The sequence below is a fragment of the Pelagicoccus sp. SDUM812003 genome, assembly GCF_031127815.1.
Lineage (GTDB): Bacteria > Verrucomicrobiota > Verrucomicrobiia > Opitutales > Opitutaceae > Pelagicoccus.
In genome coordinates, this window is sequence record NZ_JARXHY010000010.1 from 122,200 (window position 1) to 148,842 (window position 26,643).

Annotated in this window: 20 protein-coding genes; 16 read left to right on the plus strand and 4 right to left on the minus strand. The window is 56.6% G+C overall.

Annotated elements, in window-relative coordinates:
• Window positions 1-141: 141 nt before the first annotated feature.
• From QEH54_RS14450 to QEH54_RS14460, 3 genes are all read right to left on the minus strand, one after another.
• A complete protein-coding gene (locus QEH54_RS14450; protein WP_309019406.1) occupies window positions 142-4,617 on the minus strand; it encodes a lamin tail domain-containing protein in 4,476 nt (1,491 codons plus the stop codon).
• A gap of 229 nt (window positions 4,618-4,846) precedes the next feature.
• A complete protein-coding gene (gene gltB, locus QEH54_RS14455; RefSeq protein WP_309019407.1) occupies window positions 4,847-9,370 on the minus strand; it encodes a glutamate synthase large subunit in 4,524 nt (1,507 codons plus the stop codon).
• A 105-nt stretch (window positions 9,371-9,475) separates the two neighbouring features.
• Complete coding sequence (locus QEH54_RS14460; RefSeq protein ID WP_309019408.1) at window positions 9,476-9,817, minus strand: glutaredoxin; 342 nt, start codon at window positions 9,815-9,817, stop codon at window positions 9,476-9,478.
• A 287-nt stretch (window positions 9,818-10,104) separates the two neighbouring features.
• Between QEH54_RS14460 and recA the strand changes: the two genes are divergently transcribed.
• From recA to trmB, 6 genes are all read left to right on the plus strand, one after another.
• Window positions 10,105-11,166, plus strand: a complete 1,062-nt coding sequence (recA, locus tag QEH54_RS14465; protein WP_309019409.1) for a recombinase RecA — start codon at window positions 10,105-10,107, stop codon at window positions 11,164-11,166.
• 172 nt (window positions 11,167-11,338) lie between these two features.
• Window positions 11,339-12,697: a tRNA uridine-5-carboxymethylaminomethyl(34) synthesis GTPase MnmE gene (gene mnmE, locus QEH54_RS14470; protein WP_309019410.1), complete on the plus strand. Its 1,359-nt coding sequence runs from the start codon at window positions 11,339-11,341 to the stop codon at window positions 12,695-12,697.
• Between the two features lie 73 nt (window positions 12,698-12,770).
• On the plus strand, window positions 12,771-14,612 hold the full coding sequence (gene mnmG, locus QEH54_RS14475) for a tRNA uridine-5-carboxymethylaminomethyl(34) synthesis enzyme MnmG (RefSeq protein ID WP_345785661.1): 1,842 nt from the start codon (window positions 12,771-12,773) through the stop codon (window positions 14,610-14,612).
• 166 nt (window positions 14,613-14,778) lie between these two features.
• Window positions 14,779-15,477, plus strand: coding sequence for a response regulator transcription factor (locus QEH54_RS14480; protein ID WP_309019412.1), 699 nt, complete (start codon window positions 14,779-14,781; stop codon window positions 15,475-15,477).
• A 6-nt stretch (window positions 15,478-15,483) separates the two neighbouring features.
• The gene (locus QEH54_RS14485) at window positions 15,484-16,785 is read left to right on the plus strand and encodes an ATP-binding protein (protein ID WP_309019413.1); all 1,302 of its coding nucleotides are present in this window, start codon (window positions 15,484-15,486) and stop codon (window positions 16,783-16,785) included.
• Window positions 16,786-16,884: 99 nt separating this feature from the next.
• Complete coding sequence (gene trmB, locus QEH54_RS14490) at window positions 16,885-17,475, plus strand: tRNA (guanosine(46)-N7)-methyltransferase TrmB (protein WP_309019414.1); 591 nt, start codon at window positions 16,885-16,887, stop codon at window positions 17,473-17,475.
• A gap of 135 nt (window positions 17,476-17,610) precedes the next feature.
• Here trmB and QEH54_RS14495 read toward each other — a convergent pair whose 3' ends face one another.
• Window positions 17,611-17,808 (minus strand): hypothetical protein, encoded by a 198-nt coding sequence (locus QEH54_RS14495; RefSeq protein ID WP_309019415.1) that lies wholly within the window; start codon window positions 17,806-17,808, stop codon window positions 17,611-17,613.
• A gap of 248 nt (window positions 17,809-18,056) precedes the next feature.
• Between QEH54_RS14495 and QEH54_RS14500 the strand changes: the two genes are divergently transcribed.
• The 10 genes from QEH54_RS14500 (at window position 18,057) to QEH54_RS14545 (ending at window position 26,643) form a co-directional block, all read left to right on the plus strand.
• Window positions 18,057-18,902, plus strand: coding sequence for a F0F1 ATP synthase subunit A (locus tag QEH54_RS14500; RefSeq protein WP_309019416.1), 846 nt, complete (start codon window positions 18,057-18,059; stop codon window positions 18,900-18,902).
• A gap of 81 nt (window positions 18,903-18,983) precedes the next feature.
• Window positions 18,984-19,190, plus strand: a complete 207-nt coding sequence (locus QEH54_RS14505) for an ATPase (RefSeq protein WP_309019417.1) — start codon at window positions 18,984-18,986, stop codon at window positions 19,188-19,190.
• 92 nt (window positions 19,191-19,282) lie between these two features.
• Window positions 19,283-19,834, plus strand: a complete 552-nt coding sequence (gene atpF, locus QEH54_RS14510; protein ID WP_309019418.1) for a F0F1 ATP synthase subunit B — start codon at window positions 19,283-19,285, stop codon at window positions 19,832-19,834.
• 26 nt (window positions 19,835-19,860) lie between these two features.
• A complete protein-coding gene (locus tag QEH54_RS14515) occupies window positions 19,861-20,259 on the plus strand; it encodes a F0F1 ATP synthase subunit delta (RefSeq protein WP_309019419.1) in 399 nt (132 codons plus the stop codon).
• A 55-nt stretch (window positions 20,260-20,314) separates the two neighbouring features.
• The gene (gene atpA / locus QEH54_RS14520) at window positions 20,315-21,847 is read left to right on the plus strand and encodes a F0F1 ATP synthase subunit alpha (protein WP_309019420.1); all 1,533 of its coding nucleotides are present in this window, start codon (window positions 20,315-20,317) and stop codon (window positions 21,845-21,847) included.
• A gap of 39 nt (window positions 21,848-21,886) precedes the next feature.
• Complete coding sequence (gene atpG / locus QEH54_RS14525) at window positions 21,887-22,765, plus strand: ATP synthase F1 subunit gamma (protein ID WP_309019421.1); 879 nt, start codon at window positions 21,887-21,889, stop codon at window positions 22,763-22,765.
• A 69-nt stretch (window positions 22,766-22,834) separates the two neighbouring features.
• Entirely contained in the window at window positions 22,835-24,253 is a 1,419-nt protein-coding gene (atpD, locus tag QEH54_RS14530) for a F0F1 ATP synthase subunit beta (protein ID WP_309019422.1), read from the plus strand.
• Window positions 24,254-24,301: 48 nt separating this feature from the next.
• Window positions 24,302-24,706 carry an ATP synthase F1 subunit epsilon gene (atpC, locus tag QEH54_RS14535; protein WP_309019423.1) on the plus strand — a complete coding sequence of 135 codons (405 nt, stop codon included), beginning with the start codon at window positions 24,302-24,304 and terminating at the stop codon, window positions 24,704-24,706.
• Window positions 24,707-24,767: 61 nt separating this feature from the next.
• A complete protein-coding gene (locus QEH54_RS14540; RefSeq protein WP_309019424.1) occupies window positions 24,768-25,739 on the plus strand; it encodes a glycosyltransferase family 2 protein in 972 nt (323 codons plus the stop codon).
• Window positions 25,711-26,643 (plus strand): hypothetical protein, encoded by a 933-nt coding sequence (locus tag QEH54_RS14545; protein WP_309019425.1) that lies wholly within the window; start codon window positions 25,711-25,713, stop codon window positions 26,641-26,643. The genes QEH54_RS14540 and QEH54_RS14545 overlap by 29 nt, the downstream gene beginning before the upstream one ends.

Consider the following 26,643-nt stretch of genomic DNA (forward strand, 5'->3'; position numbering starts at 1 on the left):
AGATAGAGCTTTTTCATCTGTAGGTCGATAGCGAGCGCGAGCTGTCGAGCGAAGAGAGAAACGCTAATATGGAGCTGCGGTGCGCTGGATCCTTGTATGTAAAGAAAGGATAAAGAGTAGGCGCGTGGGCATCGCTCGGTCTCACTCCGAGATCTTGATCTGGATCTGGTAAAACGATGTTTTATCGAAATCGAGTATCCGCCAACGAAGCAACGAAGTTCCGTCGCCCAGAGCTCGCTCGCTTTCCAAGACCAGCGCTGCGGGTTTCCAATCCTTGAGATCGATCGAGGCGTGTACCGTCTGCGTGTAGTCTGGCGCGGCGAGATTTCGTCGATGGGCTAGGTGGAGAGAGCCTTGATCAAGAAAGAGAAATGGGGCGAACGCTGGCCCACTACCGCCGAAGGCGTGATTCGCCAGATCGCTCAGACCGTCACCATCCTGGTCCTGTGAGGCGTCTCCGGTGAAGATGCTTCGATAGGGCTGACCGGGAGAGCCGTTTGACGATGGGCTCGCTCGCCATGCCCACTCCTCATCCAGGTCGGCCTGCGCATAGGGATTCGTCCGAACGAGGCTAAAGCCATCCCCGTCTGCCGATTCCGGCCAAGGCGAGTCATCGTGATAGGAGAAGTCGAAAATGGCGTTTCCGGATGTATCTTCGAGGCGAATACGCTCTCCACCGTTCGCTAGTTTACCATTGACGAAGGCGCCGGCGATTGGGAGCTCCGGGCCATAGCGAACCACGAAGGCGTCGCGATTGTTGACGATTAGGATCGTTTCGCCCCGCTCTAGAATGAGTTGCGCCTCGACTGGGAAGGCGAATTCGACTCCTTCCGTGAAGCGCAAGCCGCTGAGATCGATGGCGCTCACCCCGATGTTCTGCAGCTCGATGTACTCGAAGTACGACTCGTCATCATATCCCGCCGCTATTTCCTGAGCGCTCGGCTGGGCAGGGTGATACATCAGTTCGCTGATGCTGAGGTTCTTCGAGCTAGGGGATTCGAGGGAACTCGTATTGAGTATTGTGATACTATCAAATCCAGAGATCTGACCCTGGTGGTCGCTGGCGACAAGGCTGAGCTCGTTTTTTCCAATCTGGAGTGGTAGGTCGATCTGCCAGCTACGCTCGTCGATCCATTTCACATCCAACCGCTCGCCCGTTTCCAGGACGGTGAGTTCCGATACGTCCACCCATCCAGTGCCTTCAAGTCTTGTAGTGGGGGTTGGCGATTCGAAATCATCGCCTCCATTCGTCGTAATGGAAAAAGGGATGTAAGGAAATTCGGAATACACCTGAACGAGAGCGTTGTCTCTTCGGGCGGCTATCCAGCTGTGGAAATGTTCAGCGAATGGGGCTTCGGTGCGGTCCGAAAAGTAGCTGATCCAACGGTTGATATAGTCCGCGTCGAAACCGTTTTCGGCGATATCGATCACATGCCCCAAGTAGCTGCGACGATGGCGTGGGATATTCATGAAGGATTTGAATGCGGTATTGCGCCCTCCTCCGTCGATGGACGCTTGCGGAGACTCGTAGAAGGAAATGTCGACATCCCAGGGAATGGCCATGACCCGCTGGTCGGTTGGGCGCTCATAGAGCAGAAGGTTGTGCGGAAGGCCCCGCTGATTGTAGGTGTCAATGGTACCGGTCAACGCTTGCATGGCCATGACGCGCAGCCAGTTGTCGATATCGATCACCTCCGAAAGGGCTGCCTCCAAGTCTTCGTCTTCGCTCATGGCTTTGGCCAGCTTGACTATGGGCGTGAAGTCGTCCCGCGAAAGGTTGTCTTTGATCAGGAAGTTGTGCCGATACGCCTCCTTGTCATTTCCAAGATAGCGAATGGGTACGGATTTTGTTTCATCGAAAACCGACTTCGAGCTTTCGGGATCGCCGTCGATAGTGCTGCTTGGGTAGTAGATCACTTCGTATTCGAAGGTCGTTCCTTCGTCGCCATCCTCGTAGCTCGACTCCTTCCAGATATCTCCGAACCGGGCCAGTTTCAGCTGCGCGTGCTTGTCGTCGGTGGCTCGAGGCGCTTCGATGTAAGCGAGGTCGCTGAAGTGGGTGGGAATGCCACCGACTCGTTCAGCGATCTGGTAGTAGATGAGCTCGTTCGTCGCAACACCTGCTCCGTTCGCGAGGAAGCTCTCGCCATCGCCCTTGGGTATGGATCGACCGCCGTCGATGGATATGGTGTCGTGCGCCCCGCGAAACAGGTGGTCGCTGGGAAACTTCACATTCCAGCCGACGCGAGGGGAACGACGACCGAAGGGCGAACCGCGAAGGCGGACGCCCGCGTCGTACCAGATCTCGCTATCGCCGTATACCACCGTGGCTCCGAGTCGTCGCTCGCTGGTCACGTCGACATTTGAGTGCATGGAGTTCGCGTCATCGTCTGTCATGATTAGCCTCAGGATCGGGCTTGGCGTAGAATTCTCAGTACGGTCCCCAATGCGAATCAAAGCCCGTGATCTTTCGCCAGCGGGTGGGTGGAGGGCGCTGACCTGCTGCCCAGAAATTGCCTCTACATAGAACTGGATGATGGCGCCTGTCTTGAATGATGGAAGCATCGCTACGTATTCATTTCCTGAATGCAGAGACATCGGTACGCTTTTCCACTGGCTTTGGTCGCGGTAGTGTACCGTAGTGGACGAGGATTCACTTGGAAAATCGACGAAAGCGGAGATCCTGATGGGTTCTCCCTCCATGGGGACAAGCGGACTGTGACTCACTCCGAGGATGGAAGGAGGAGGACCGCCATGAAGAAGCGTGCTGTTGGCTTGGCCGGGAGTGCCGCTGGATGACGGCTGGGAGAGGATATGAGCGCGGGCGAGACGATTGAAGTAGAGGCCTGTACGGAGTTGGGGAGATCCCGACAGCCATTTGGCCCTAAAGCTGATTTGGTAAGTTGATTCTGGATCGATCTGGTGTTGATCAGCGAGTGTTGTGGACGCGACATTGTAAGTGTGGTCCATGGCGGAACTGGCGTTGAGGCGAAGGGCTTTTCCCCCTCCTCCCAGATAGACTACCTGGCTTTCGAGGTGTGTGCCGAGGATGCGCCAGTTCAAGGGGGTGCTTCCGAGCGCATCAGTTTCGAAGTCTCCGTTTTGTATCAGTTCTTTCGCTACACCGTCGGGATCTAAGACTATCGAAATGTCGTCGATCAAAACCTCTCCGCGATCCAGCAAGCCAATGAGAAGTTCATGGAAGCCTATCGGGTTGTTCGTCCCTTCCGGTTCGGTGGCCAGTCCGCGATAGGAAATGTTCTGCCACATGGACTTTTCCGATTCGTCGCTAGCTTTCCAGGATGCGGGGTTTCCATTGTCGGCGAACGGATGCACAAGCTCCAGAGTAGATCCATCTCCATCGGCCCCTTTGGGCCACGGGACATCATCAAAGTAGTGCACGTAGTCCGCGGTGTTCCCATTTGCATCGAGAAGGTGGATACGATCGTTCGAGTTGCTTAGACTTCGGGAAAATGCCTGATCGTTGAGAACGAGATACTGTCCCGGGCCCAAGCTCGCTCCGTTTGGAAAGTCGTATTCGAAGGCGTCTTGAAATGACCAACCGGAGAGATCGACCTGCTCCGAAGAGCGATTGTAGAGCTCGATCCATTCCAATCCGTTTTCCTGGTATTCGATACTGTTGTTAGGATCTGAATACGTCGGTCGAGCGTGGTAGTGGATCTCATTGATGACAATCTGATCGTGATAGGCGAAGGCATTGGTCGATCCAGGGGTGTCCTGTTTCGGCGTTTGCCAAAGTCCGCGTTGGAAGTCGAAGCTACAATTTGCCTCCCCCATTCGCGCGGCGTCGACGATGGAATCGTTTGGGCCTGAGAGGAAGAGCAGGTCGTCAGCCTCTGGTCTTGATTCGAAGAAGGTGGAGTCGAGCAGCAGATAGGCGCCAGGGGCGAGAGATCCGTCTCTCAGAGCGATACCGTTTAGGGCGTAGTCTCCGAGTTCGACGGGTTGCGAATCGGTATTCACTATTTCGATAAAGTAAGATTCTCCCTGCGTTCCGGAAAGCTCGCTGAGCCGCAGAGAGGCTGGCCTCTCGCCTCTGGAAGGAGCAAGATTCGCGAACTCCTGACTCGAAAAACTGGATACAGAGGTCTGTTCTTCACCTGGAAAATTCGTTTCCCCTGGCGTTCCCCCATTTCGATCGCTCCAAGTCCAGTTGAAGGCATCGGCGCTGGCAAGATGTGGATGCCGTTTCGACAGGCTCGCTCCGCTGCCATCCGGGGCGCAGGGCCAGCGTCCTTCGTCATCGTAGGAAATCTCGTCCATGACTCTGCCATGACGGCTTTCCAGAAGAAGCGTCTCTCCGCCGTTGCTCAGGTTTCCCGAGAAGGGGCCGAACACCTGCTCGACTTCGCTGAAGGCGTGGTGATTCGGTTCAGAGCTGATGACCCAACGGGCCCCCGGTTCCATGACGCTGCCTTCCGGAAACTGGTAGCGGATGCCATCGCTCAGTCGCCAGCCGGACAGATCGATGGGGATCGACATCTGGTTGTGAAGCTCGATCCACTCCGGTTCGCCGCTCGCAGGATGATAGTGCAACTCGTTGAAAGTGACGACGCTATCAGCTCGCTGAGCGTCCAGATCAGTCAAGCATGTCATGGCGCAGACAAAGGTCAGAAAGCTCGATACGAGCTGGCGCGTACCCAGACTTAAAGGGCGTTTGAAAAGGGAGGGTCGAAACATTGGCGGTTGGGAGAAATCGAAAGCTGGGCTGAGGGGGCTGACGGGAAAACTGCTTAGCTTAGTTTCGCGCAACATGCGAAGCGAAAAAGAAAAGCCCCTTCCGTGGAGGAAGAGGCTTTGTAATGAGATACCGACTACTCGTGGCTTAGGCGATCGCGGAGATGTTTGCGTCTTCGAGCTTCAGCACGTTCTTTGGCGCCTCGGGCGTGGCCGGGTGCGGGACGACCTTCCAGATTTTGCTGATGCTTTTCTGCCAGTCGGCGAGGATCGCTTTGGCGTGTGGGCTTTCGGTGGCTTCAAAGTGAGCCTCCACCACCTTCTGCAAAGCATCGATTTCGCCATTGTCCCCGAGGCGCTCGATGCCGACCATTTCGGGGTTGTAGAGAGTCTCGAAGGAGTCGTCCTCGTCGTAGACGAAGGCCAGACCGCCGCTCATGCCTGCGCCGAAGTTTGTACCCGTTTTTCCGAGACAGACCACCAGACCGCCAGTCATGTATTCGCAACCGTGGTCCCCTACCCCTTCGACGACTGCCACGGCACCTGAGTTACGAACGCCGAAGCGCTCGCCCGCGAGACCCGCGGCGAAGAGGTGTCCACCGGTCGCCCCGTACAAGCAGGTGTTGCCTATGATGGTATTGTCTTTCCAGACGTAGCTGGTCTCTTCCAGGGGGCGGATGATAATCTCGCCACCGCTCATGAGCTTGCCGACGTAGTCATTGGCTTCGCCGAAAAGGGTGGCTTTCACGCCATGGCACAGAAGCGTGCAGAAGCTCTGACCGGCGGTGCCTTTGAAGACAAGGTCGATGGAGCCCGGCGGGAGATGATTGCTTCCGCGCACGTATGCAATTTCTCCTGACAAGTGTGTGCAGATGCAACGGTCGGTATTTCCCACTTTGTATTTGCCTCTGAATGACGCGGCACGACCGACCACAACATCGTGGGATTCCTGAATCATGGTGCTGTCGAGACCGCCTTCGAAGCCCAATCGCTCGTTGCGAGGGCGTGTGTGGATGCGCGGCGCTTCGCCGCTGGGATCGGGTCGGTGCAGGAGCCCGCTGAGATTGACCATCGCGGTCTTGGCATTTTCCGGATCATCGATCTGTTCGAGAAACTCGGTACGGCCCACCAGATCGTCCAGCTTGCGGAAGCCGAGTTTGGCCAGGTAGTAGCGCACGTCTTCCGCCACTGCGTTGAAGTAGTTGATGACGTTTTCTACCGTGCCTTTGTACTTGGCCCGCAGGTCTTCGCGTTGGGTAGCGACGCCCACGGGGCATGTATTCAAATGGCAAACACGGAACATGGCGCAGCTGGCCGCGATCATGGAGGCGGTGCCGAAGTTGAACTCTTCGGCGCCTAGCATGGCTCCGATGATGATATCGCGCCCGGTTTTCATGCCGCCGTCGGTGCGCAGCGTGACGCGGTTGCGCAGGCCGTTCATCATCAGCACCTGGTGGGTTTCGGCGAGGCCGATTTCCCACGAGGAGCCGGCGTGCTTGACGGAGGAGAGCGGGGAGGCGGCGGTGCCGCCATCGTGTCCGGAGACGAGGATCACGTCAGCGTAGGCTTTGGCTACGCCGGCGGCCACGGTGCCGACGCCGGAGCTGGAAACCAGTTTCACGCAAACCTTAGCCCGTGGATTCACTTCCTTCAGGTCGAAGATCAGCTGAGCCAGGTCTTCGATGGAATAGATGTCGTGGTGCGGAGGCGGAGAAATCAGCGTCACGCCTGGCACGCTGTAGCGCAGGCGAGCGATCAGCGGCGAGACCTTGTGGCCGGGAAGCTGGCCGCCCTCCCCTGGCTTGGCGCCTTGGGCGATCTTGATTTCGATCTCCTTGGCGGAAGCGAGGTATTCGGCGGTCACTCCGAAGCGGCCGGACGCGACCTGCTTGATGGCGGACGAAGCGTTGTCGCCGTTTTCCAGCAAGGAGTAGCGACGAGGATCTTCGCCCCCTTCCCCGGAGTTGGACTTGCCGCCGATGCGGTTCATGGCGATAGCCAGCGTTTCGTGGCACTCGGGCGAGAGGGCGCCGAGGGACATGGCGGCGGTCGAGAAGCGGCGACGGATTTCCTCCACTTCCTCGACTTGGCTGACGTCGATGCCTTTGTCCGGGTAGTTGATCTTGAGCAGATCCTTGATGGCGTAGGGCTGGTGCTCGTCGGCCTGCTGACGGTAGGCGTCGTAGTCCTCCTTTTTCTTGGTCTTGAGAAACCGGTGCATGCCGCCGACGACCTTCGGGTTCCAGCCATGGTATTCGCCGCCCTTGCGCACCACCTTGTAGTAGCCGGCGCTTTCCAGCTCCGCCTGCAGCTCGGGATTGTAGGCGTGGGCGTGGCGCTCGAGGGTTTCCTTGGCGATCTGCTCGTAGCTGATGCCGCCGATCGGCGTGGGGGTGCCGGTGAAGCACTCGTCCACCACTTCCGGCGAAATGCCGATGGCTTCGAAGATCTGGGCCCGGCAGTAGCTGAAGAGCGTGCTGATGCCCATCTTGGCCATGATCTTGAGCAGTCCTTTTTCGATGGCCTTGCGGTAGTTCTTGGCTGCGGTCTTCTCGTCGAGCTCGATTTCTCCGCGCGAGGCGAAGTTTGAGATGACGGCCAGAGCGATGTAGGGGTTGACCGCGTTGGCTCCGAAGCCCAGCAGGCAGGCGATCTGGTGCACGTCTCGGCCTTCGCCGGTCTCCGCCACCAGGTCGCATTTCATGCGGTAGCCGCTGCGTACCAGGTGCTGGTGCACGGCGCCGACGGCGAGCAGCATGGGAATGGCCACGCGATCCTTGTTCACGCCGCGGTCGGATAGGATGATGACCTTGGCGGACTTCTTTTCCGCCGCTTCCTGGGCCCGGACCAGCAGCTCCTTCAGGGCGATCTGCAGGCCGTCCGGCCCGCTGCTCGCATCGAAGGTGATGTCGAGGCGCACCACGCGGTCCTTGAGAAACTTCACGTCGAAGAGCCCTTCCAGCTCGCTATTGAAGAGGACTGGGGACTTGCATTTCACGAAGCCGGTGCTCTGCGGCATGTTTTCGAACAAACCGAGGCGACCGCCGAGAAACATGTTGAGCGACATGACCGAGCGCTCGCGGATGGAGTCGATCGGCGGGTTGGTGACCTGGGCGAAGAGCTGCTTGAAGTAGGTGTAGAGCAGGCGGGGCTTGCGGGAGAGAAACGCCAGCGGCGTATCGTCGCCCATGGAGCCGACCGCTTCCATGGCGGATTCGGCCATGGGCTTGAGCACGATTTCGTATTCGTCCTTGTCCCAGCCGAAGGCCAGCTGGCGCTGCACTTCCTCGTCTTCCGCTTTGGCTGCCGGGGCGTTGGGGCCGGACTCGTGGATGTCTACCAGATGCTCGGAACACCACTTGGCGAACTTCGGGTCGCTACCGATCATGGACTTGATCTGTCCGTCTTCGAGAAACTCCTTCTTGTGCAAGTCGATGGCGATCATCTTGCCCGGGCCGAGGCGACCGGAGCGCACGGTCTTGAGATCGGTTTCCTCGATGAGGCCCAGCTCGGAGGCCAGCATGAAGGTGCCGTCATCGTAGATCTTGTAGCGAGCGGGGCGAAGGCCGTTTCGGTCGAGCGAAGCGGCGACGTAGCGCCCGTCGGTGAAGGCGATGGCCGCCGGGCCGTCCCAGGGCTCGATCAAGGTGGAGTTGTACTCGAAGAAGCCGCGAGTGGTGTCGTCCAGCCGCTTGTTGTTTTCCCAGGCGGGCGGCATCATCATGGTGACGGACTCCAAGGCGCTGCGACCTCCGAGGGTCAGCAGCTCGAGCGTGTTGTCGAAGCTGGCGGAGTCGGAGAGATCGGGCTGCACCATGGGGCGCAGGTCGGAGAAACGGTCGCCCCAGATGCCGTGCACGTTGGAGTTCTCGCGAGCCTTCATAAGGTTGCGGTTGCCGCGGATGGTATTGATCTCGCCGTTGTGGGCCATCATGCGAAACGGCTGGGCGAGGTGCCACTGGGGGAAGGTGTTGGTCGAGTAGCGCTGGTGGAAGATGACGAAGGCGGTGGTGTAGCTCGGGTCCTTCAGGTCGGAGAAGTATTTGCGCACCTGGGGGGAGTTGAGCATGCCCTTGTATATAATAGTGCGGCTGGAGAAGCTGCAGACGTAGAAGTCCCGCAGCTCGGCCTCGAGGGCCCGTCGTTCGGCGACCTTGCGGGCTAGGTAGAGCTTGCGCTCGTAGTCGTCGCTGCTCATCTCGGAAGTCTTGGCGATGAGGGCCTGCACGATGTGCGGCTGGGTCTCGTCGGCCTTGCGGCCGAGGCAGGTGGAGTCGACCGGCACGTCGCGCCAGGCCAGCAAGGTGAGGCCTTCCGCCTTCACCGCGTCCTCGATGATCTTCTTGCCGTGAGCCTGGGCGTATTCGTTGTTGCGGGGCAGAAAGATGACGCCCACTCCCAGGTCCTCGTCGTGGTAGAGCGTCTTGCCCTTTTCCTCTAGATAGTCGCGAAAGAGCTGGTAGGGGATCTGAGTGAGCACCCCCGCACCGTCGCCGGTGATGGCGTCCGCGTCCACGGCGCCGCGATGGGCTAGGTTTTTCAGCGCTTGAATCGACTTTGCGAGGAGCTCGTGGGAGCGCTCGCCGTTGATGTTGGCGATGAGGCCAACTCCGCAGGCGTCGTGCTCGAAGTCCTTTCGGTAAAGGAGGGGGGAGGCTTGAATCTGTTGCATATACGAATCCGGGATCGTTGTTGGTGCTGGATGGCGAAGGCTGGAGGCAAAAAAGGCCGGAACGAAACTCCGGCCCGCTGAACGCGTCGATCTGTGGGCGCGAGCCTAGAAGAAGCGGATAGGCTTGGACGCCGAGCGCATCTTTTCGTGCTCCTCGTCGCTGCAGCCTTGGTTGGTGGGCGCGTCCGCTTGGGAGTCGGTGGCCTCGACCAGCTTGTTGCTGATCATGTAGGTCTCCACTTCCTCGCCGCTGACGTCGGCAAGCATCACGCCATCGATCTCCACGCATGGAGAGAGAGGCTGGCCGGACTTGGCGACCATTTCCGCGTAGTTGTCCGGGTTGTTGATGATGTCGATGTCCTCGTAAGGCAGATCGTATTTCGACATGATCGCTCGCACGCCCATGCTCCAGCCACAGGTAGGCTTCAAATAAGCTTTTATCTTCATGATGTAAAAACGGTTGTTGCAGGTTCTGCGCCCAAATTTAGGCGCGTAGAGTCCATCTTCAAGCCCAGGCCCGATTTTCTGCAAGCGCATTTTCCACGGCCCGGAATCGGGCTTCTTTTGGCTTCGAACGGGGAATTTTGATCAGGTTTCGTAGGGTCGGACGCCATTTGTCTAATACCGCGCTCTATTCTATGCTCGTGGGCACTCGAATCTTGCCAGCGTCAGAGCGGCTTTCCAGATTCTTGATCAACTCGCACCACAACCTAACAACTGTTTCCGATTACACTATGGCCAAAGGCAAAACAAACCCCCTCCCCTCATCCGACGACCGGCAGAAAAACGTGGACATGGCGATTTCCGCCATCACCAAGCAATTTGGCGAGGGTTCCATCATGCGGCTGGGCAGCGGAACGGCCTTGCAGGTGGATACCATCTCCACCGGCTCGATCTCTATCGATCTGGCGCTGGGAGTCGGCGGTCTGCCGCGAGGTCGCATCTGCGAGATCTACGGTCCGGAATCCTCCGGTAAGACCACCATGTGTTTGAGCCTTATCGCGGAAGCCCAGCGCAAAGGCGGACTGGCGGCGTTCATCGATGTGGAGCACGCTCTCGATCCCAAATACGCCCGCAAGCTCGGGGTGAACGTGGACGATCTGCTGGTCTCCCAGCCGGACTCGGGCGAGGACGCTCTCAACATCACGGAAACCCTGATCCGCTCCAACGCCATCGACGTGATCGTGATCGACTCCGTGGCGGCTTTGGTCTCCAAAAACGAACTGGATGGCCAGATGGGCGACGCCACCGTGGGATCGCAAGCTCGCCTGATGAGCCAAGCCATGCGTCGCCTCACCGCCATCGTCAGCAAGACGAAGTGTATCTGCCTGTTCACCAATCAGATACGTGAAAAGATCGGCGTGATGTTCGGCAGTCCGGAAACCACTCCAGGTGGTCGGGCCCTGAAGTTCTTTTCCTCGGTGCGCATGGACATCCGCCGCATCGGCCAGATCAAGGACAACACCGGCAGCGTGGTAGGCAACCGCACCCGCATCAAGATCGTGAAGAACAAGGTCGCCCCTCCCTTCACCGAGTGCGAGTTCGACATCATGTACAACGAAGGCATCTCCCGCACCGGCTCCATCGTGGACCTGGGTATCGAGCACAAGGTCTTGGAGAAGAAGGGAGCCTGGATTTCCTACAACGGAGACATGATCGGCCAAGGTCGCGAAGCCGCCAAGAGTTTCCTTTCGGAAAACAAGGACGTCTTCGAGGAGGTTTCCAACAAGATTCTCGAGGCGGTGAACCCGGAGTTTCTGGAGAAGAAACAGCTCGAGGCAGCTGCCGAAGCCTGATCGATCGGTCCTCGCTCCCCTTTCCTTTCCAAAGGCCGCTTGTCAAAGCGGCCTTTTTGCTCGATGGGTTGGAAGCGCCGCACGGGCTCGACTGGCGAGACCCTTCGGAGCGATGCTCCCCTCTGGCGTCTCCGAACAAACGCTGAATAACGACCAAGACTTTTCGAAACGTATGGAGAATGTAGATACAATAGCAGCTATAGCTACGCCTGGCGGCGAATCGGCGATCGCCATGATCCGAGCCTCCGGCCCCCTTTGCCGGAAGATCGCCATGGACGCCTTCGGTTTGAAGAAAGCCCCCTGCCCTCGCCGCGTCTCCCACGCCAGCTACCGATCGCGATCGCATGAGGTCCTGGACGACGTGGTTTTCGTGCTCTACAGCGCCCCGAAGTCCTACACCGGCGAAGATGTGCTGGAAATTTCCTGCCATGGAAATCCGCTCATCGCCACGCGTATCCTGGAGGATCTGCTGCAACGGGGCTGCCGCCAGTCGGAACCGGGCGAGTTCACTCGCCGCGCCTTTCTCAACGGTCGCATGGACCTGACGCAAGCGGAAGCGGTTATGGAGCTGATCCAAGCCCGCAGCGACAAGGCGATCAAGGTGGCCAACAACCAGCTGCGCGGAGCCTTCGGAAAGCAGCTCAACCAGCTAAAGACTCGCCTGCTCGAAACGGTAGCCATGGTGGAGGCCTATATCGACTTCCCGGAGGAAGACCTGCCTCCAGAGCGAAAGGAAGCGGAAATAAATAGTATCCAAGAAGTGCTTACGTTCTGCAGTCGAATCATCGATAGCGGCCGCTACTCGGCCTTCTTGCGCGACGGCGTGAAGACGCTCATCCTCGGCGAACCCAACGCCGGCAAGAGCTCCCTGCTCAACTGCTTCATGGGGTTCGAACGGGCGATCGTGAGCGAGGAGCCAGGCACCACGCGGGACTTCATTCGCGAGCGAGTGATTTTGGGTGGTCATTGTCTCCAGATTATGGATACAGCAGGATTGCGCGAGGCCGAAAGCGGCATCGAGAAACAGGGCATTCTCAAGACGGTTGAATTGGCCGAGGAGGCGGATCTGTTTCTTCTGGTGGTGGATGCGACGAAGGACTCCCCTCACCTGCCCGATTCCATATCCAGCCGCATCGACCAGCGAAACTGCATTCTGGTTAAGAACAAGATCGATCTCGGCGACACCCTCTCGCCTTCCCAGCAGCTGACTCCTTTTGACAGCGTCGCCATCTCCGCTCGATCGGGAGACGGTCTGGAGGCCCTGAAGGCTTTGATCGTTCGGAAGATCGACGCCCATTTCGCCCGCGAGCAGGATGACCTGATTCTGGTGAACGCTCGCCACAATGCGGCCCTGCAGGAGCTTTCCCAGTGCTTGAACGCTGCCTTGAGCAACTTTCGGGCGGACGAACCGGCGGAGTTCGTAGCGAGCGAGCTCAGGGGCGCCCTGGACGCCATCGGGCGCATTTTGGGTCGCATCGACAACGAGGATATGCTCGATGTGCTCTTTTCCAGTTTTTGCATAGGTAAGTAGCTCGTTTGCAGTGGGTTGCGTTCCGGCTTGAGCTGGGTCCCCTCTCCCCTATCGTCTTCCGGCTATGAGCAAAATGCTGGATGAGTACGATGTGATCGTTTGCGGCGCTGGGCATGCCGGTTGCGAGGCCGCTTTGGCTGCCGCTCGCATGGGAGCGAGAACCTTGGTGTTGAGCGGCAATATCGACACCATCGCTGCCATGAGCTGCAATCCCGCGATCGGAGGCGTCGCCAAAGGACATATCGTACGAGAGATAGACGCTCTCGGTGGAGAAATGGCGGTCAACGCCGATGTTTCCGGCATACAGTTTCGCCTGCTCAACGAATCCAAGGGGCCCGCGGTGCAATCCCCTCGCGTACAGTGCGACAAGAAGGTCTACGCCTTGCGCATGAAGCACGTGCTCGAGCACCAGGAAAATCTCTCCATCTTTCAGGCGACGGTGACCGGGTTGATCTTTAAGAACGGAAAAGTCGTCGGCTGCCGCACCAATCTGGACGTCGAGTTCTTCGGCAAGACGCTCGTCGTCACCACCGGCACCTTCCTGCGTGGCCTGATGCACATCGGCAAAAACAAGAACGAAGGCGGCCGCATGGGCGATTATTCAGCCAAAACCCTTTCCAGCAGCTTTCTCGATGCCGGGATCGAGCTGGAGCGGCTCAAGACCGGCACGCCACCCAGAATCCTGGGACGATCGATCGACTTCTCTGTGATGGAGGAGCAGCAAGGCGATGCGAATCCCACGCTCTTCGCATTCTACGACACGCGGGAGGACAAGGATTTGTTCCACGTGGAACATCGCGGGGAGCGGTTCGCTGGGTGGAAGCCGGGTTCGGAGCAAGTTTCCTGCTGGGTGACCTACACGTCACCCAGAACCCAGCAGATCGTGAACGACAACCTGCACCTTTCCGCCATGTATGGCGGAGAGATCCAGGGGACGGGTCCTCGCTACTGTCCTAGCATCGAGGACAAGTTCGTGCGCTTCGCCGACAAGAATCGGCACATGCTGTTTCTGGAGCCGGAGGGGCGAAACACCAACGAGTACTACATCAACGGTCTTTCCACCAGCTTGCCGTTCGCCGCTCAGATGGAGATGCTGCAGTCCATTCCAGGGCTGGAAAAAGCCCATCTGCTGCGGCCGGCTTATGCGGTGGAGTACGATTTCGCTCCGCCGACCCAGCTTTTCCCGCATCTGGAGTCGAAGAAGGTGGAAAACCTCTTTTTCGCAGGTCAGATCAACGGCACCTCCGGTTACGAGGAGGCGGGGTGTCAGGGGTTGATCGCTGGCGTCAATGCCGTGCTGAAGGTGAGGGGAGAGGAGCCGATGACCTTGAAGCGCCATGATGGCTACACCGGAGTGTTGATCGATGATCTGGTGACGAAAGGAACCAAGGAGCCCTACCGCATGTTCACCAGCCGGGCGGAGCACCGTCTGCTTTTCAATCACGGCAGCGCCGAATCCCGTTTGCTTGAGTACTCGGCTCGTTTCGGTCTTGTGCCGCCGGATCGTCTGCAGCGCATGCGCGTCAAGCAGCGCCGCATCGAGCAGGGCGTGAAATGGCTGGAAACGAATCGGGTAGGGGGGGTGACTTGGGCGACTATGCTGCGCCGAAACATCAAGCCCGAAGAGTACCCGAGCGAGCTTTTGTCATTGGAACCTGCCGTGCGGGACCAGGTGGTCTATCTGGTGAAATACGATGGCTACCTTCAGCGTGAAAAGCGACAGATCGAAAAGCTCAACGATGTCGAGAGGATCAAGATTCCACCGGATTTTGACTTCGCAAAGGTGAAGGGCCTGCGCAACGAATCAGCCGCCAAGCTCAAGGAAACCATGCCAGCCAACCTAGGCCAGGCCAGCCGCATCAGTGGTGTCAACCCTTCGGATATCAGCATTCTTATGGTAGCTTTGGGTAGGTAAGTGGTTGATAGTCAAAGGAATAAGATTTTTATGAGCGATTTGCATCCCTCTCTCGCTCAGAGGCTTGCGAGGTTCTGCCGAAGGTGGAGTGTTGCCAAAATGTAACTCACGGACGGTTGCCCTAACGCATTCGCTTGTAACAATCGCCTCGAATAATCTATTGGCTATGGTAAGCATGAACGAAGCTCGCAGGATTCTTGTCGTCGACGACGAGGTGGATGTCACCGAATTGTTGGGGTATCATCTCCGTCAACGCGGTTATGAAATCAGCGCCCTAAACGACCCACGACTCGCGCTGGAGACGGCGCGGCAATTTCGGCCGGAGCTGATCGTGCTCGACATCATGATGCCGGACCTGAACGGCATCCAGGTGTGTCGCTTGATCCGGGCTGATTCCAGCCTGAAGGGCGTGCCCATCATTTTCCTCAGCGCCAAGACGGAGGAGGGCGACCGCATCGAAGGCTTCGAAAGCGGCGCCGACGACTACGTCTGCAAGCCTTTCAGTCCCAAGGAGCTCATGCTGCGCGTGGGCGCCATGCTCAAGCGAATGGGAGAGCCGGAGGAAAACAAGATTTTGGAAGTTAATCGGATTCGCATGGACGTGGAGCATCATCGCGTCGAAGTCGCGTCCAGCCCCGTCGATCTGACGGCGACGGAGTTCCGGCTGCTTAAGCTTCTTCTTCAGGAGCGTGGCAAGGTGCAGACGCGCGAGACGTTGCTGCAGAAGGTATGGAATTACGAAAACGATATCGAAACGCGCACGGTCGATACCCATATGCGTCGCTTGCGTGAAAAGCTGGGCGACGAAGCCTCTTGGCTTGAGACGGTTCGTGGGGTGGGCTATCGGTTAGTGGAAAGCCGCTAACATCCGATGGACCTGATCCTTTTAGGCGTTGCTCTTTGCTTCGCCATCTTCTTCGCATTCAAATACTTCCGGCAAAAAGTTGCCATTCGGCTCCTCGCGGAGTCCCTCATCAGCCGCACCACGATCCTGACCCATAGCCAGGAGTTTCGCGGCACCAACGAAAACTGGCGTCTGCTCATCGAGGAGCTGAATCGATTGATCGGCGATATCACTAGCCTCAGCCGACAGAGCAGTGGTCAGCTCAATCAGATCGAAACCACCTTGGGCAGCCTGCAGGAAGGGGTGGTCATCGTCGATCGGGATAACTACATCCTGTTGGTCAACAACGCCTTGAAGGATATTTTCCCACGCATGGGCGAACGGGTGGGGCAGCGTTTGGAGAGCGGCATACGCAGTCCGGAATTTCTCGACTTCGTGTGGGAGTTCAAGAAGGGCAAAGGCGAATCCAAGAAGGAAATCGGCTTCAAGGTGGGCTCCTCCGAAATCTGGCTCGAAATCACTGGCGCCCGCTTGGCGGACGCTTTCGAGGGCAATGCTCCGTTCTTCCTCTTCGTGCTGCACGACATCACTCGTCAGAAGCTGCTGGAAAGAACGCGCAAGCTCTTCGTGGCCAACGCTTCGCATGAGCTGAAGACGCCGGTGTCCGTGATCAAGGGCTATGCGGAAACCTTGGTCACCGATCATGCCGAGATGAACGAAAGCGATCGGGATCGGTTCTTGAAGACCATCCATCGGCATTCGGAACGCTTGACCTTGCTGATCAGCGATTTGCTGAGCCTCTCGAGACTGGAGAGCGACGCCCCCAGCTTCGATTGGAGCGAGACAGACGTGCTGTCTTGGATTCGCGAGATCGTGGTCGACTATCGCATGAATGTGAAGCGTCCGGGCGTGCGCGTGGAGTTGGGTTTCGACGAGGATGCGAAGGCTCGCGTTCGCTTCGACGTGCTCAAGCTTCGTCAGGTGTTCGACAATCTGGTGGAAAACGCTACCAAATACTCTCCGGAGGGTGGGGCAGTGACGATCGGCGCCGACATCGAGCAGTCCGAGGTGACGCTTTGGGTGCAGGACGATGGCAATGGCGTGCCTGATGAGGACCTGTCGCGAATCTTCGAGCGTTTCTACCGGGTGGACAAAGGGCGTTCACGCGAAACCGGAGGGACCGGATTGGGGCTGAGCATCGTGAAGCACATCGTGGAGTGGCATCATGGGAGCGTTTGGGCGGAAAACGCGGATGAAGGCGGGTTGCGCGTCTGCTTCCGTCTGCCGTTGCTCGAAGCCAACACCGAGCGTAGCCGCGTCGTGGTCTAGCCACGAAAGCCGCTTTCGCCGAAAAGTGGTGGGGAGCGGCGTCGATCGGGCGCCATTTACGGATTGAACCGCTCGCGATTTCTCTGCTTATACCGCCGCATGCCAAGCGGATACGAGCAGCATTTGGATTGGGTCGCCCAGCGGCGTCGAAGCCTGAAGGAGCGTCTCGCGAAGCGCTTCGCGGAGCCGGTTTCCCTGACTTTGGAGATCGGGTGCGGCCACGGCCACTGGCTGGTCGACTACGCGGCTGCGTTTCCCGACAAAACCTGCTTAGGCATCGACATCATCGGCGACCGAATCGAGAGAGCGGAACGCAAGCGCCAGCGGGCGGGGCAGGGCAATCTGAGTTTCGTGCGCGGGGAAGCCTTCGAAACGCTCGACTTGATGCCGCCGCAAGTGACGCTGGCTGAGGTGTTTATCCTTTTTCCCGACCCATGGCCGAAGAAGCGCCACTGGAAGAAGCGCCTGTTTAGCCTGCCGTTTCTGGACGAGCTCGCCAAGCGCAGCGATCCAGGGGTCCTTTGCCATTTCCGCACCGATCACGATCCCTACTTCGATTGGGCCCTGGAGCTGCTTCCAGAGCAGCAGGCATGGGAGCGGGAAGAGGGGAGGGAATGGCCCTTCGAGCGGGAGACCGTCTTTCAAGCGCGAGCCCCCAGCTATCAGTCGCTCATCCTCCGCCGCGTCTAGGGACCTGCGGCATCCCCGCCCGTGGCGAATCCGCTCCCGACATCGAGTGGAGATGCAGCACTATATATAAGGGTTTCTTACCCTGAGGTGAAGCGTAGCCACTCGCTAGCGCCCTTTCGATAGGGCCTTGGGAGACTAGGAGTAGAGAACGATCGCCAGAACCTGCAGGGCGAGCCCCATCGCCAGCAGAAAGGTGCTGAACACGTAGAAGGAATCGAAGGCCTTGGGGCGTCCGCGCTTCACCCGCGGCTTCTTGGCGGAAGGCTTGGGCTTTTTGCCTCGTTCGCGATCCTTCAGCTCGAAGAGCGCCTCATTCAAGTTGTCCTTCTTCATAGTAGCAGGCTTTTGCAGAATGCGGAACGAATTGCCAAGGCAGAAACGGTTCCAGGCCAGTTGAAGATGGATTCGAGACCTTGCGAAATTCACCCCCTTCCTCGCTCAAGCGTTTCTAACGGTGTCTATAAGCGGAGGTGTTAACTGCGGGGCGAAAAGGTACAATTTCCCCTAATACCCCCAAAAACACTTTTCGAGAGTTGACGGCTTCCCAGCCCTCGTCCAACTAATCCTTTTTCTATCGACCTATGCCAGGCAGAAAACTAGCACTCCTCTTCACGCTGGCCGCAGTGTATCCGGCCACTAACTCCTCTGCGGCAGTTAGCCCCAAAGCCGAAGTTCTCTTTCCGATCTTCGGGCTTCCGGTTACCAACTCCATGGTGACAGGTTGGGTGGTTTCCATTCTGCTCATCATTGCAATTCGCATCATGGTGGGTCGTCCGTCGCTAGTGCCCTCCAAGGGACAGGCCATCATCGAGTCGGTGCTCAACTTTATTCGTGAAACCACGGCCCCTATCGTGGGCAAGAAGGCCATCAAAGCGTCGCTGCCGGTCATCGTCGGTCTGTTTTTCTACATTCTTATCCAGAACTGGAGCGGTCTGATCCCTGGTGTGGGAAGCATCGGTGGCGGCACCGTAGATGCGGAAGGCCATTTTCACCTCACTGATCCTTGGATTCGTCCGGCCAATGCGGATTGGAACGGCACCATCGCGCTCGCGGCGGTGGCTATGATCGCTTGGCTCTTCATCGTTTTGAAGCTCGATGGTCCGGCGGTTCTGATCAAGGACCTCTTCGGCAACAAGGCTGACAAGAAGGAAGTCGGGGCCTTCATGTGGATGGCGCTGTGGCCGATCTTTCTCATCGTGGGCGTCATCGAAGTCGTTTCCATTCTCATCCGTCCGCTCACGCTTTCGGTCCGTCTCTTCGGAAACATCTACGGCGGCGAGAGCTTGCTCCACCAGACCGGCTTCATTTTCCCATTCTACTTTCTCGAACTGATCGTCGGCTTCGTGCAGCCGCTCGTGTTCATCCTCCTGTTCAGCGTCTACATTGGACTCATCTGCAACCACGGAGATGGGGAGGAGCACCATTGATCGAGAGCGCACTCTGTTGTCGGGACCATGTGCAATAAAACGTGGGCGGCAATATAACAGCTAAACAAAACCAATAGACAAATGAACATCCTTGCAGAAATCACTGGTAACATCGGTGCAGGTATCGGCGCTCTCGGCGCTGCAGTTGGCGTGGGAATGATCGGCCTCAAGGCCGCGGAAGCAGTGGGTCGCAATCCAGGCGCTTCCGGTAAGATCCTCGTGCAGGCCATCCTCGGTATGGCTCTGGCGGAAGGTCTCGGCATCCTCTCCATCTTCTTCATCAGTTAAGCATCGCTTGATTTTTCCAAAGGGCGTCGTTCGCCCCGCGAACGGCGCCTTCCCAGTTGTTTCGTAACGCTTTTCGAATACCCATTTCACAAATGACTGACCTCATCCAAATCCTGGCGGCAGCAGATCCGCAAGCCGCGACAGAATCGGCAGACCTCCTCACCGAGTTCGGAATCGAATGGAAGTACATCGTGATGCAGGCGATCAGCTTCTCCATCCTGGCAGGAGTTCTCTGGAAGTTCGCTTTCAAGCCTGTGCTTGCGACTATGGATGAGCGCGAGTCCAAGATCGATGCCGGCCTCAAGTACGCCGAGGAGATGAAGGTGAAGCTCGCCGAGGCGGAGGAGGAAAAGAAAAAGATCCTCGCCGAAGCTTCCGTTGAAGCCAAGGCCATCGTCACCGAAGCCCGCGAAACCGCGGAAGCCCGTATCTCCAAGTCGGCCCAGGACGCTATCAAGGTCGCGGACGACATCACCAAGAGAGCCGAGCTGCAGATCGAGAACGATCGCAAGCAGATGCTGGCCGAAGCCAAGAGCGAGATCGCTCGCCTCGTGGTCGCCACCACCGCTCAGGTGCTTTCCAAGGAATTGAGCGAAGACGAAAAGTCCCGCTACTCCGAACGCGCCAGCGCCTCGCTGGTCTGAGCCGAAACTTGGCATCATAAATTTTCATGAAACGCGACAAGCAGGCAACCAACTTCGCCAAGGCGCTCCTCAAGATGTCCCTCGACGAAAACGCTCAGATTTCCGAAGAGCGCGCTTTAGCGATCTTGCAGACTCTGGAAAAGAATCCACCGCGTGGATACGCCGCCATCCTCAAGGTCTTTCTTAAGCTGGTAGAGCGCGAGCTGGCCAAGAGCACTGCCGTCGTCGAGCATGCGGGCGCCATGTCCGCCACCGCTTCCGCGTCCATCGCTTCGAAACTTTCCGCTCACTACGGGCGTTCCATCACTGTGGCAAGCCGGCAGAACGACTCCCTCATCGCAGGGCTTCGCGTTCGCGTGGGCTGCGACCTCTACGAAAACTCCGTCGCCGGCTCGCTAGAAGAGCTCAGGGCATCCCTCTCATAACCCCTCCATTTCGCACTTTCGCTAAGACAGCACCTTTCAAAACGCTAGAACAACCATGAGTTCCGTCATCGAGCAAATCGAACAGCAGATCGCTAACCTCCAGGCCAAAACGGTCCAGAGCAACACCGGGAAGATCATCCAGATCGCCGACGGTGTGGCCAAGGTAGACGGCCTTTCCGAGGTCATGTACAACGAGATGATCGAGTTCCCCGGCGGAACCATCGGAATCGCCCTAAACCTCGAAGAGGACGAGGTAGGCGTCGTCATGCTTGGCGAATCGACTCACCTCAAAGCTGGCGACGAAGCCAAATGCACCGGCAAGCTCCTCTCCGTGCCCGTCGGCAAGGGATTGCTGGGGCGCGTGGTAGACGCTCTCGGACGTCCGGTGGATGGCAAGGGCCCCGTCGAAAGCTCCGAAACCTACCCGGTCGAAAAAATCGCGCCCGGCATCATCGAACGTAAGTCCGTGGATCAGCCGCTCGCTACCGGCATTATGGCCATCGACTCCATGATCCCGATCGGCCGTGGTCAACGCGAGCTCATCATCGGCGACCGCGGTACCGGCAAGACCACCATCGCCATCGATACCATCATCAATCAGGCGAAGATCAACGACGTCGGACTGGCCTCAGGCGACGATTCCTTCCGCCCCGTCTACTCCGTCTACGTCGCGGTCGGCCAGAAGAATTCCAACGTCGCCCGTACGCTGGGCGTACTCGAAGCAGCCGGAGCTCTCAAGTACACCATCATCGTCACCGCGCCGGCCGCGGACGCCGCAGCCGACCAGTACTTGGCTCCTTACTCCGGTGTGGCCATGGCCGAGTGGTTCATGTCCAACGGCATGGACGCTCTTATCGTTTACGACGACCTTTCCAAGCACGCTGCGGCCTACCGCCAGATGTCGCTGGTACTCAAGCGCCCCTCCGGCCGCGAAGCGTACCCGGGCGACGTTTTCTACCTGCACTCCCGCCTTCTCGAGCGCTCCGCTCGCGTGAACGAGGAAAACGGAAACGGATCCATCACCGCGCTGCCGATCATCGAAACCCTCGCAGGCGACCTTTCCGCATACATCCCGACCAACGTGATTTCCATCACCGACGGCCAGATCTTCCTGGAGACCGACCTCTTCAACCAAGGCATCCGCCCCGCGGTTTCCGTTGGTCTCTCGGTCTCTCGCGTCGGCTCCGCCGCTCAGATCAAGGCCACCAAGCAGGTCGCAGGCAAGATCAAGCTGGAGCTCGCCCAGTTCCGCGAGCTAGCGGCCTTCGCCCAGTTCGGCTCCGACCTCGACGCCAAGACCAAGGCTCAGCTCGACCGCGGTTCCCGCATCGTGGAACTCTTCAAGCAGCCAGCCTTCAACCCGATTCCTATCGAGCAGCAGGTCGCCGTACTCTGGGGCATCCAAAACAAGTACTACGATTCCATCGAAGTCTCCAAGATCGTGGCAGCCGCAAACTCCATCCGCGAATTCTTCACCTCCCGCAAGGAAGACCTGTTGGTGAGCATTCGCGAAAAAGCCAAGATCGACGACGTTCTTCAGGCCGAACTCAAGAAGGCCTACGACGAGTGGAAGCCGACCTTCGCGTAATCGCGCTCAGCCGAGAATCTTTGCGAACCTTTCATCTAGATGCCTAGCACCAAAGAAATTCGGACCCGTATTAAGTCTGTTAAGAACACTCGCCAGATCACCAAGGCGATGGAGCTTGTCGCGGCTTCGAAGATGAAGAAGGCCCAGCAGCAAGCGTCGTCAGGGCAGCCGTACGCCGCATTGCTGGCCGAAGTGCTCGCCAATGTCACGGGGCGTATCGATGGAGTGGAACATCCATTTCTTGAGGAGCGCGAGGTCAAGAAGCGCGGTATCCTTGTAGTCACTACAGACCGAGGGCTTTGCGGACCGCTTAACAGCAACCTCTTTCGCGAAATCCTGAAGCTGAAGAATGACGCGAAGTTTGTGACCATCGGCCGCAAGGGCCTGCAGTTCGTTAGCCGCAACAAGTTGGACCTGCTCGCGGAGTTTTCCGTTCCGGACGCAGTTCCTTATCTTCAGGTTAAGCAAATCGTCGAGTTTATGGTCGAGAAGTACAACGCGGGGGAAATCGATACCATCGAGATCCTTTATCCCCGTTTCGTGAATACGCTCGTTCAGCAAGCGTCTATCGCAAAGCTGCTACCGATCGTCGATCTCGACGCCATGATCACTGGTCTGCGCGGCAAGGATGCAGCTCCGTATCAGCCAACCAAGGACGATCGCATGTTCAAGTGCGAACCGGATCCGGTCAGCATTCTGAGCAACCTCCTACCGCTTTTCGTAAACAGAGAGGCTCATCAGGCGATCCTTAGCTCCCGCGCCTCCGAACACAGCGCCCGCATGGTTGCCATGAAGACCGCCAAGGACAACGCAAGCAACCTGCTCGATTCTCTCACCCTTCAGTACAACAAGGCGCGTCAAGCAGCCATCACGCAAGAGATCCTGGAAATCGCTGCCGCGACCTCGGCCAACGGCTAGCAGCGGCAGCATTCGACTATCGTCTAATCAACTTCCTCAATTTTAATTCTGACTTCCTAATTTAGTAACATGAGCAACACCGGAAAGATCCTCCAAGTCATTGGACCCGTTGTAGACGTCCAGTTTACAGAAGACTCCATTCCGCCGATTTACCAGGCTCTCACTATCGAGTTCACAGCCGCAGGCGAAACGGTGAATCTTACGTTAGAGGTTCAACAGCACCTCGGTGAAGGCACAGTACGTACAGTCGCCATGTCCTCAACCGAAGGCTTGAAGCGCGGCATGGAGATCACCGACAGCGGAGCTCCCATTTCGGTGCCCGTTGGCGAGGGCGTGCTCGGCCGAATCTTCAACGTCACCGGCGATCCCGTCGACCAGCGTGGCGACGTCAAGTTCGACAAGAAGTACCCGATCCACCGTCCAGCTCCGCCCCTGACCGAACAGGACACCAAGGCTACGATTCTCGAAACGGGCATCAAGGTCATCGACCTCATCTGCCCGTTCATTAAGGGCGGCAAGGTTGGCGCGTTCGGTGGCGCTGGCGTGGGCAAGACCGTTGTGATCATGGAGTTGATCAACAACATCGCCAAGACCCACGGTGGCTACTCCGTATTCGCAGGAGTAGGGGAGCGTTCTCGTGAAGGTAACGACCTTTATCACGAAATGTCCGATTCCGGCGTTATCGATCAGGAGAACATTGAAAACTCAAAGGTCGCTCTCGTCTACGGCCAGATGAACGAGCCACCTGGCGCTCGTATGCGCGTCGCTCTTTCCGCTCTTTCCATGGCGGAATACTTCCGTGACGAAAAAGGTCAGGACGTACTGCTCTTCGTGGATAACGTATTCCGTTTTTCCCAAGCAGGTTCCGAAGTGTCCGCGCTGCTCGGTCGTTCGCCTTCCGCGGTAGGTTATCAGCCAACCCTCGCATCGGAAATGGGCGCCCTCCAAGAGCGAATCACGTCCACCACCAAGGGTTCCGTCACCTCCTTCCAAGCGGTTTACGTTCCAGCGGACGACTTGACTGACCCCGCCCCGGCAAACACCTTCGCCCACCTCGACTCCACCATCGTACTGGAGCGTTCCATCGCTGACTTGGGTATCTACCCGGCGGTCGATCCTCTCGCTTCCGTTTCCAAGGCCCTCGAGCCGGCGGTGGTCGGGCAGGAGCACTACGACGTTGCGCGTGGCGTGCAAAACGTGCTTCAGCGCTACAAGGACCTGCAGGATATCATCGCCATTCTCGGACTCGACGAACTCTCGCCGGAAGATAAGCAAACCGTGTTCCGGGCCCGTAAGATCCAGAAGTTCCTCTCTCAGCCCTTCAACGTGGCGGAGGTCTTCACCGGATTCCCAGGCAAGATCGTTCCCGTCGCCGACACCATCAAAGGATTCAAGCAGATCCTCGACGGCGAGCTCGACCACATCGCAGAAAACGACTTCTACATGAAGGGCGGACTCGACGAAGTGCTCGAAGCCTCAAAGGCCTAACGGGAAACCCGTACCACATTTTTACTTCATACCTCTTCATTTCGAAAGATGCCCATACAGCTCGAAATCGTTACGCCATCCGGCAAAGTCTACGACGAGACAATCGATTCCGTTGTGGTGCCAACCACCACGGGTGAAGTAGGCATCATGCCCGGCCACATCCCCCTGCTGACCGAAGTTCAGGCGGGGGATATCGCCGTTACCAAATCCGGCAGCGTAGACCATCTCGCTGTCAGCAAAGGATTTGCCCAATGCGTAGGGGACAAGGTTTCCATTTTGGCAGAACACGCCATCGACGTGGCCGACATCGATCTATCGGCAGTCGAAGCCGCCCAAGCCCGTGCCCAAGAAGCCCTCAAAAACGCCAGCCAAATGAGCGAAGAGGAAATCAACCAGCTCGAAACCACCATCCAGTACGCCAACATCCAGCAGCTGCTGAAAAAGAAAAAGTAGTTGTTCTACCCTATTTTTAAGGATAACCCATTTCCCACCCAGGGAAGTGGGTTTTTTTGTGATGAAGTTAATAATTCAGATACCCTGTTATAACGAAGAGGAGACTCTAGCCGAGACTCTACATGACTTACCAAGAAAAGTAGAAGGCTTCGACAGGGTGGAATGGCTGATCGTGGATGATGGTTGCACAGATCGAACCGTAGAAGTGGCTCGTGCTAATGGTGTCGATCACATAGTTAGGCAACCGGTTAATCGCGGTTTAGCAAAAGCGTTTCTTAAAGGTCTCGAGAGTTCCGTTTCCTACGGAGCTGACGTTATCGTCAATACAGATGCTGATAATCAGTACAACGCGAAGGGAATTCATGAACTCGTTAAACCTATTGTAGGTGGTCAGGCAGATATCGTAGTAGGAGCTCGACCGATATCGGAGATTGAGGAATTCTCTCCTATCAAGAAATTACTGCAGAAGCTTGGTAGTTCAGTCGTGAGGAAGTTTAGTAATACTAATGTAACAGACGCTCCAAGCGGGTTTAGGGCATTTTCTCGTGAAGCGGCTCGGATGCTAAATGTATTTAGCGAGTATACATATACCCTGGAAACGCTTATTCAAGCGGGGCAATCGGGGCTAAGTATCATCAACGTACCCGTACGAGTGAACTCTAAGACGCGAGAATCAAGACTGGTTAAAAACATATTTTCCTACGTGAATCGTTCTATCGCTACGCTGTTTCGAATTTACGTAATATACAAGCCAATGCGTTTCTTTCTGACGATCGGTACGATATTAAACGTGATAGGAGGTTTAATTGGACTAAGGTTTTTATATTACTTTATAACAGAAGGTGAAGCAGGAAAGATCCAATCGCTTATTTTGGCTGCAATTCTGATTGGGTCAGGGATACAAATGTTTGTAGTCGGTGTTATAAGCGATTTGCTCTCTGTAAACAGGAGGCTTCTTCAGCAAAATCAGTTGAGGCTCAAGTACATTGAAGAAAAACTGACCAGTGAAAGTAAGATCAATACTAGAAAATAAGAATTTAAGGATACTTGGCAATGTTCTTACTGTATTGGGGATTATTTTCATCGCGTACGCCTTGTACCAAAAGTCGTCAGAATTTGATGCTCTATACTTGAGCATACGTGTTGTTCTCTCCATATTTTTTGGTTCGATTCTTTGGATTCTCTTTAACGTATTCTTGGGACTTGGATGGTCATCGCTTCTCATTGTATTTGGAGAAAAGATTGATCCACGTTTTGCTCAAAAGATCTGTCTGAAGACGCAAATTGCTAAGTACGTTCCAGGGAACGTGTTCCAGTTCGTGGGAAGGGCGTTGGAATACAAGCTTGTTTACGGGGGAGTTTCAGCAGCAGTACGTTCAATTCTGGCAGAAAGCATAATACTAGTCTTTCTCGCTGCTAGTGTTGCTGTTCTGTTTTTTGTAAGCACCTCGTATTTTTTGAGTTACCTTGTGGCACCTGTTTTGATCACAATGATGGTGTTGTCTGTAATCGCTTGGGCTGTTTTTCGGGCAGGAAAATATAGAATCTTGTTCAAGGTACATTATAGTAAGTATGGGGTGTTAAAATCAGTGTCATGTTACTACATGATCTTTATTTTACAAACAACAATACTCTATGTGATTTTGGTTGGTATGAAAGTACCTATTCAGATGGACCTGTATGAATTACACTCAGTTTTGACCATTTCTTGGGTAGTAGGATACGTTGTTGTAGGCTCTCCCGGTGGTTTAGGCGTTCGAGAAACTGTATTCGCAATGTTGGTACAAAACGAATCAGACTCTGTAGAACTTGTGATAGCGATTGTATTTCTAAGAATAGCCGCAGCAATAGGCGACTTGTGGAGTTATCTACTGTCGCTTTTTATCAAAGCCCCAATAGTACCCCACTTAATGAGACGAGGAGTTGATGCAGGATAG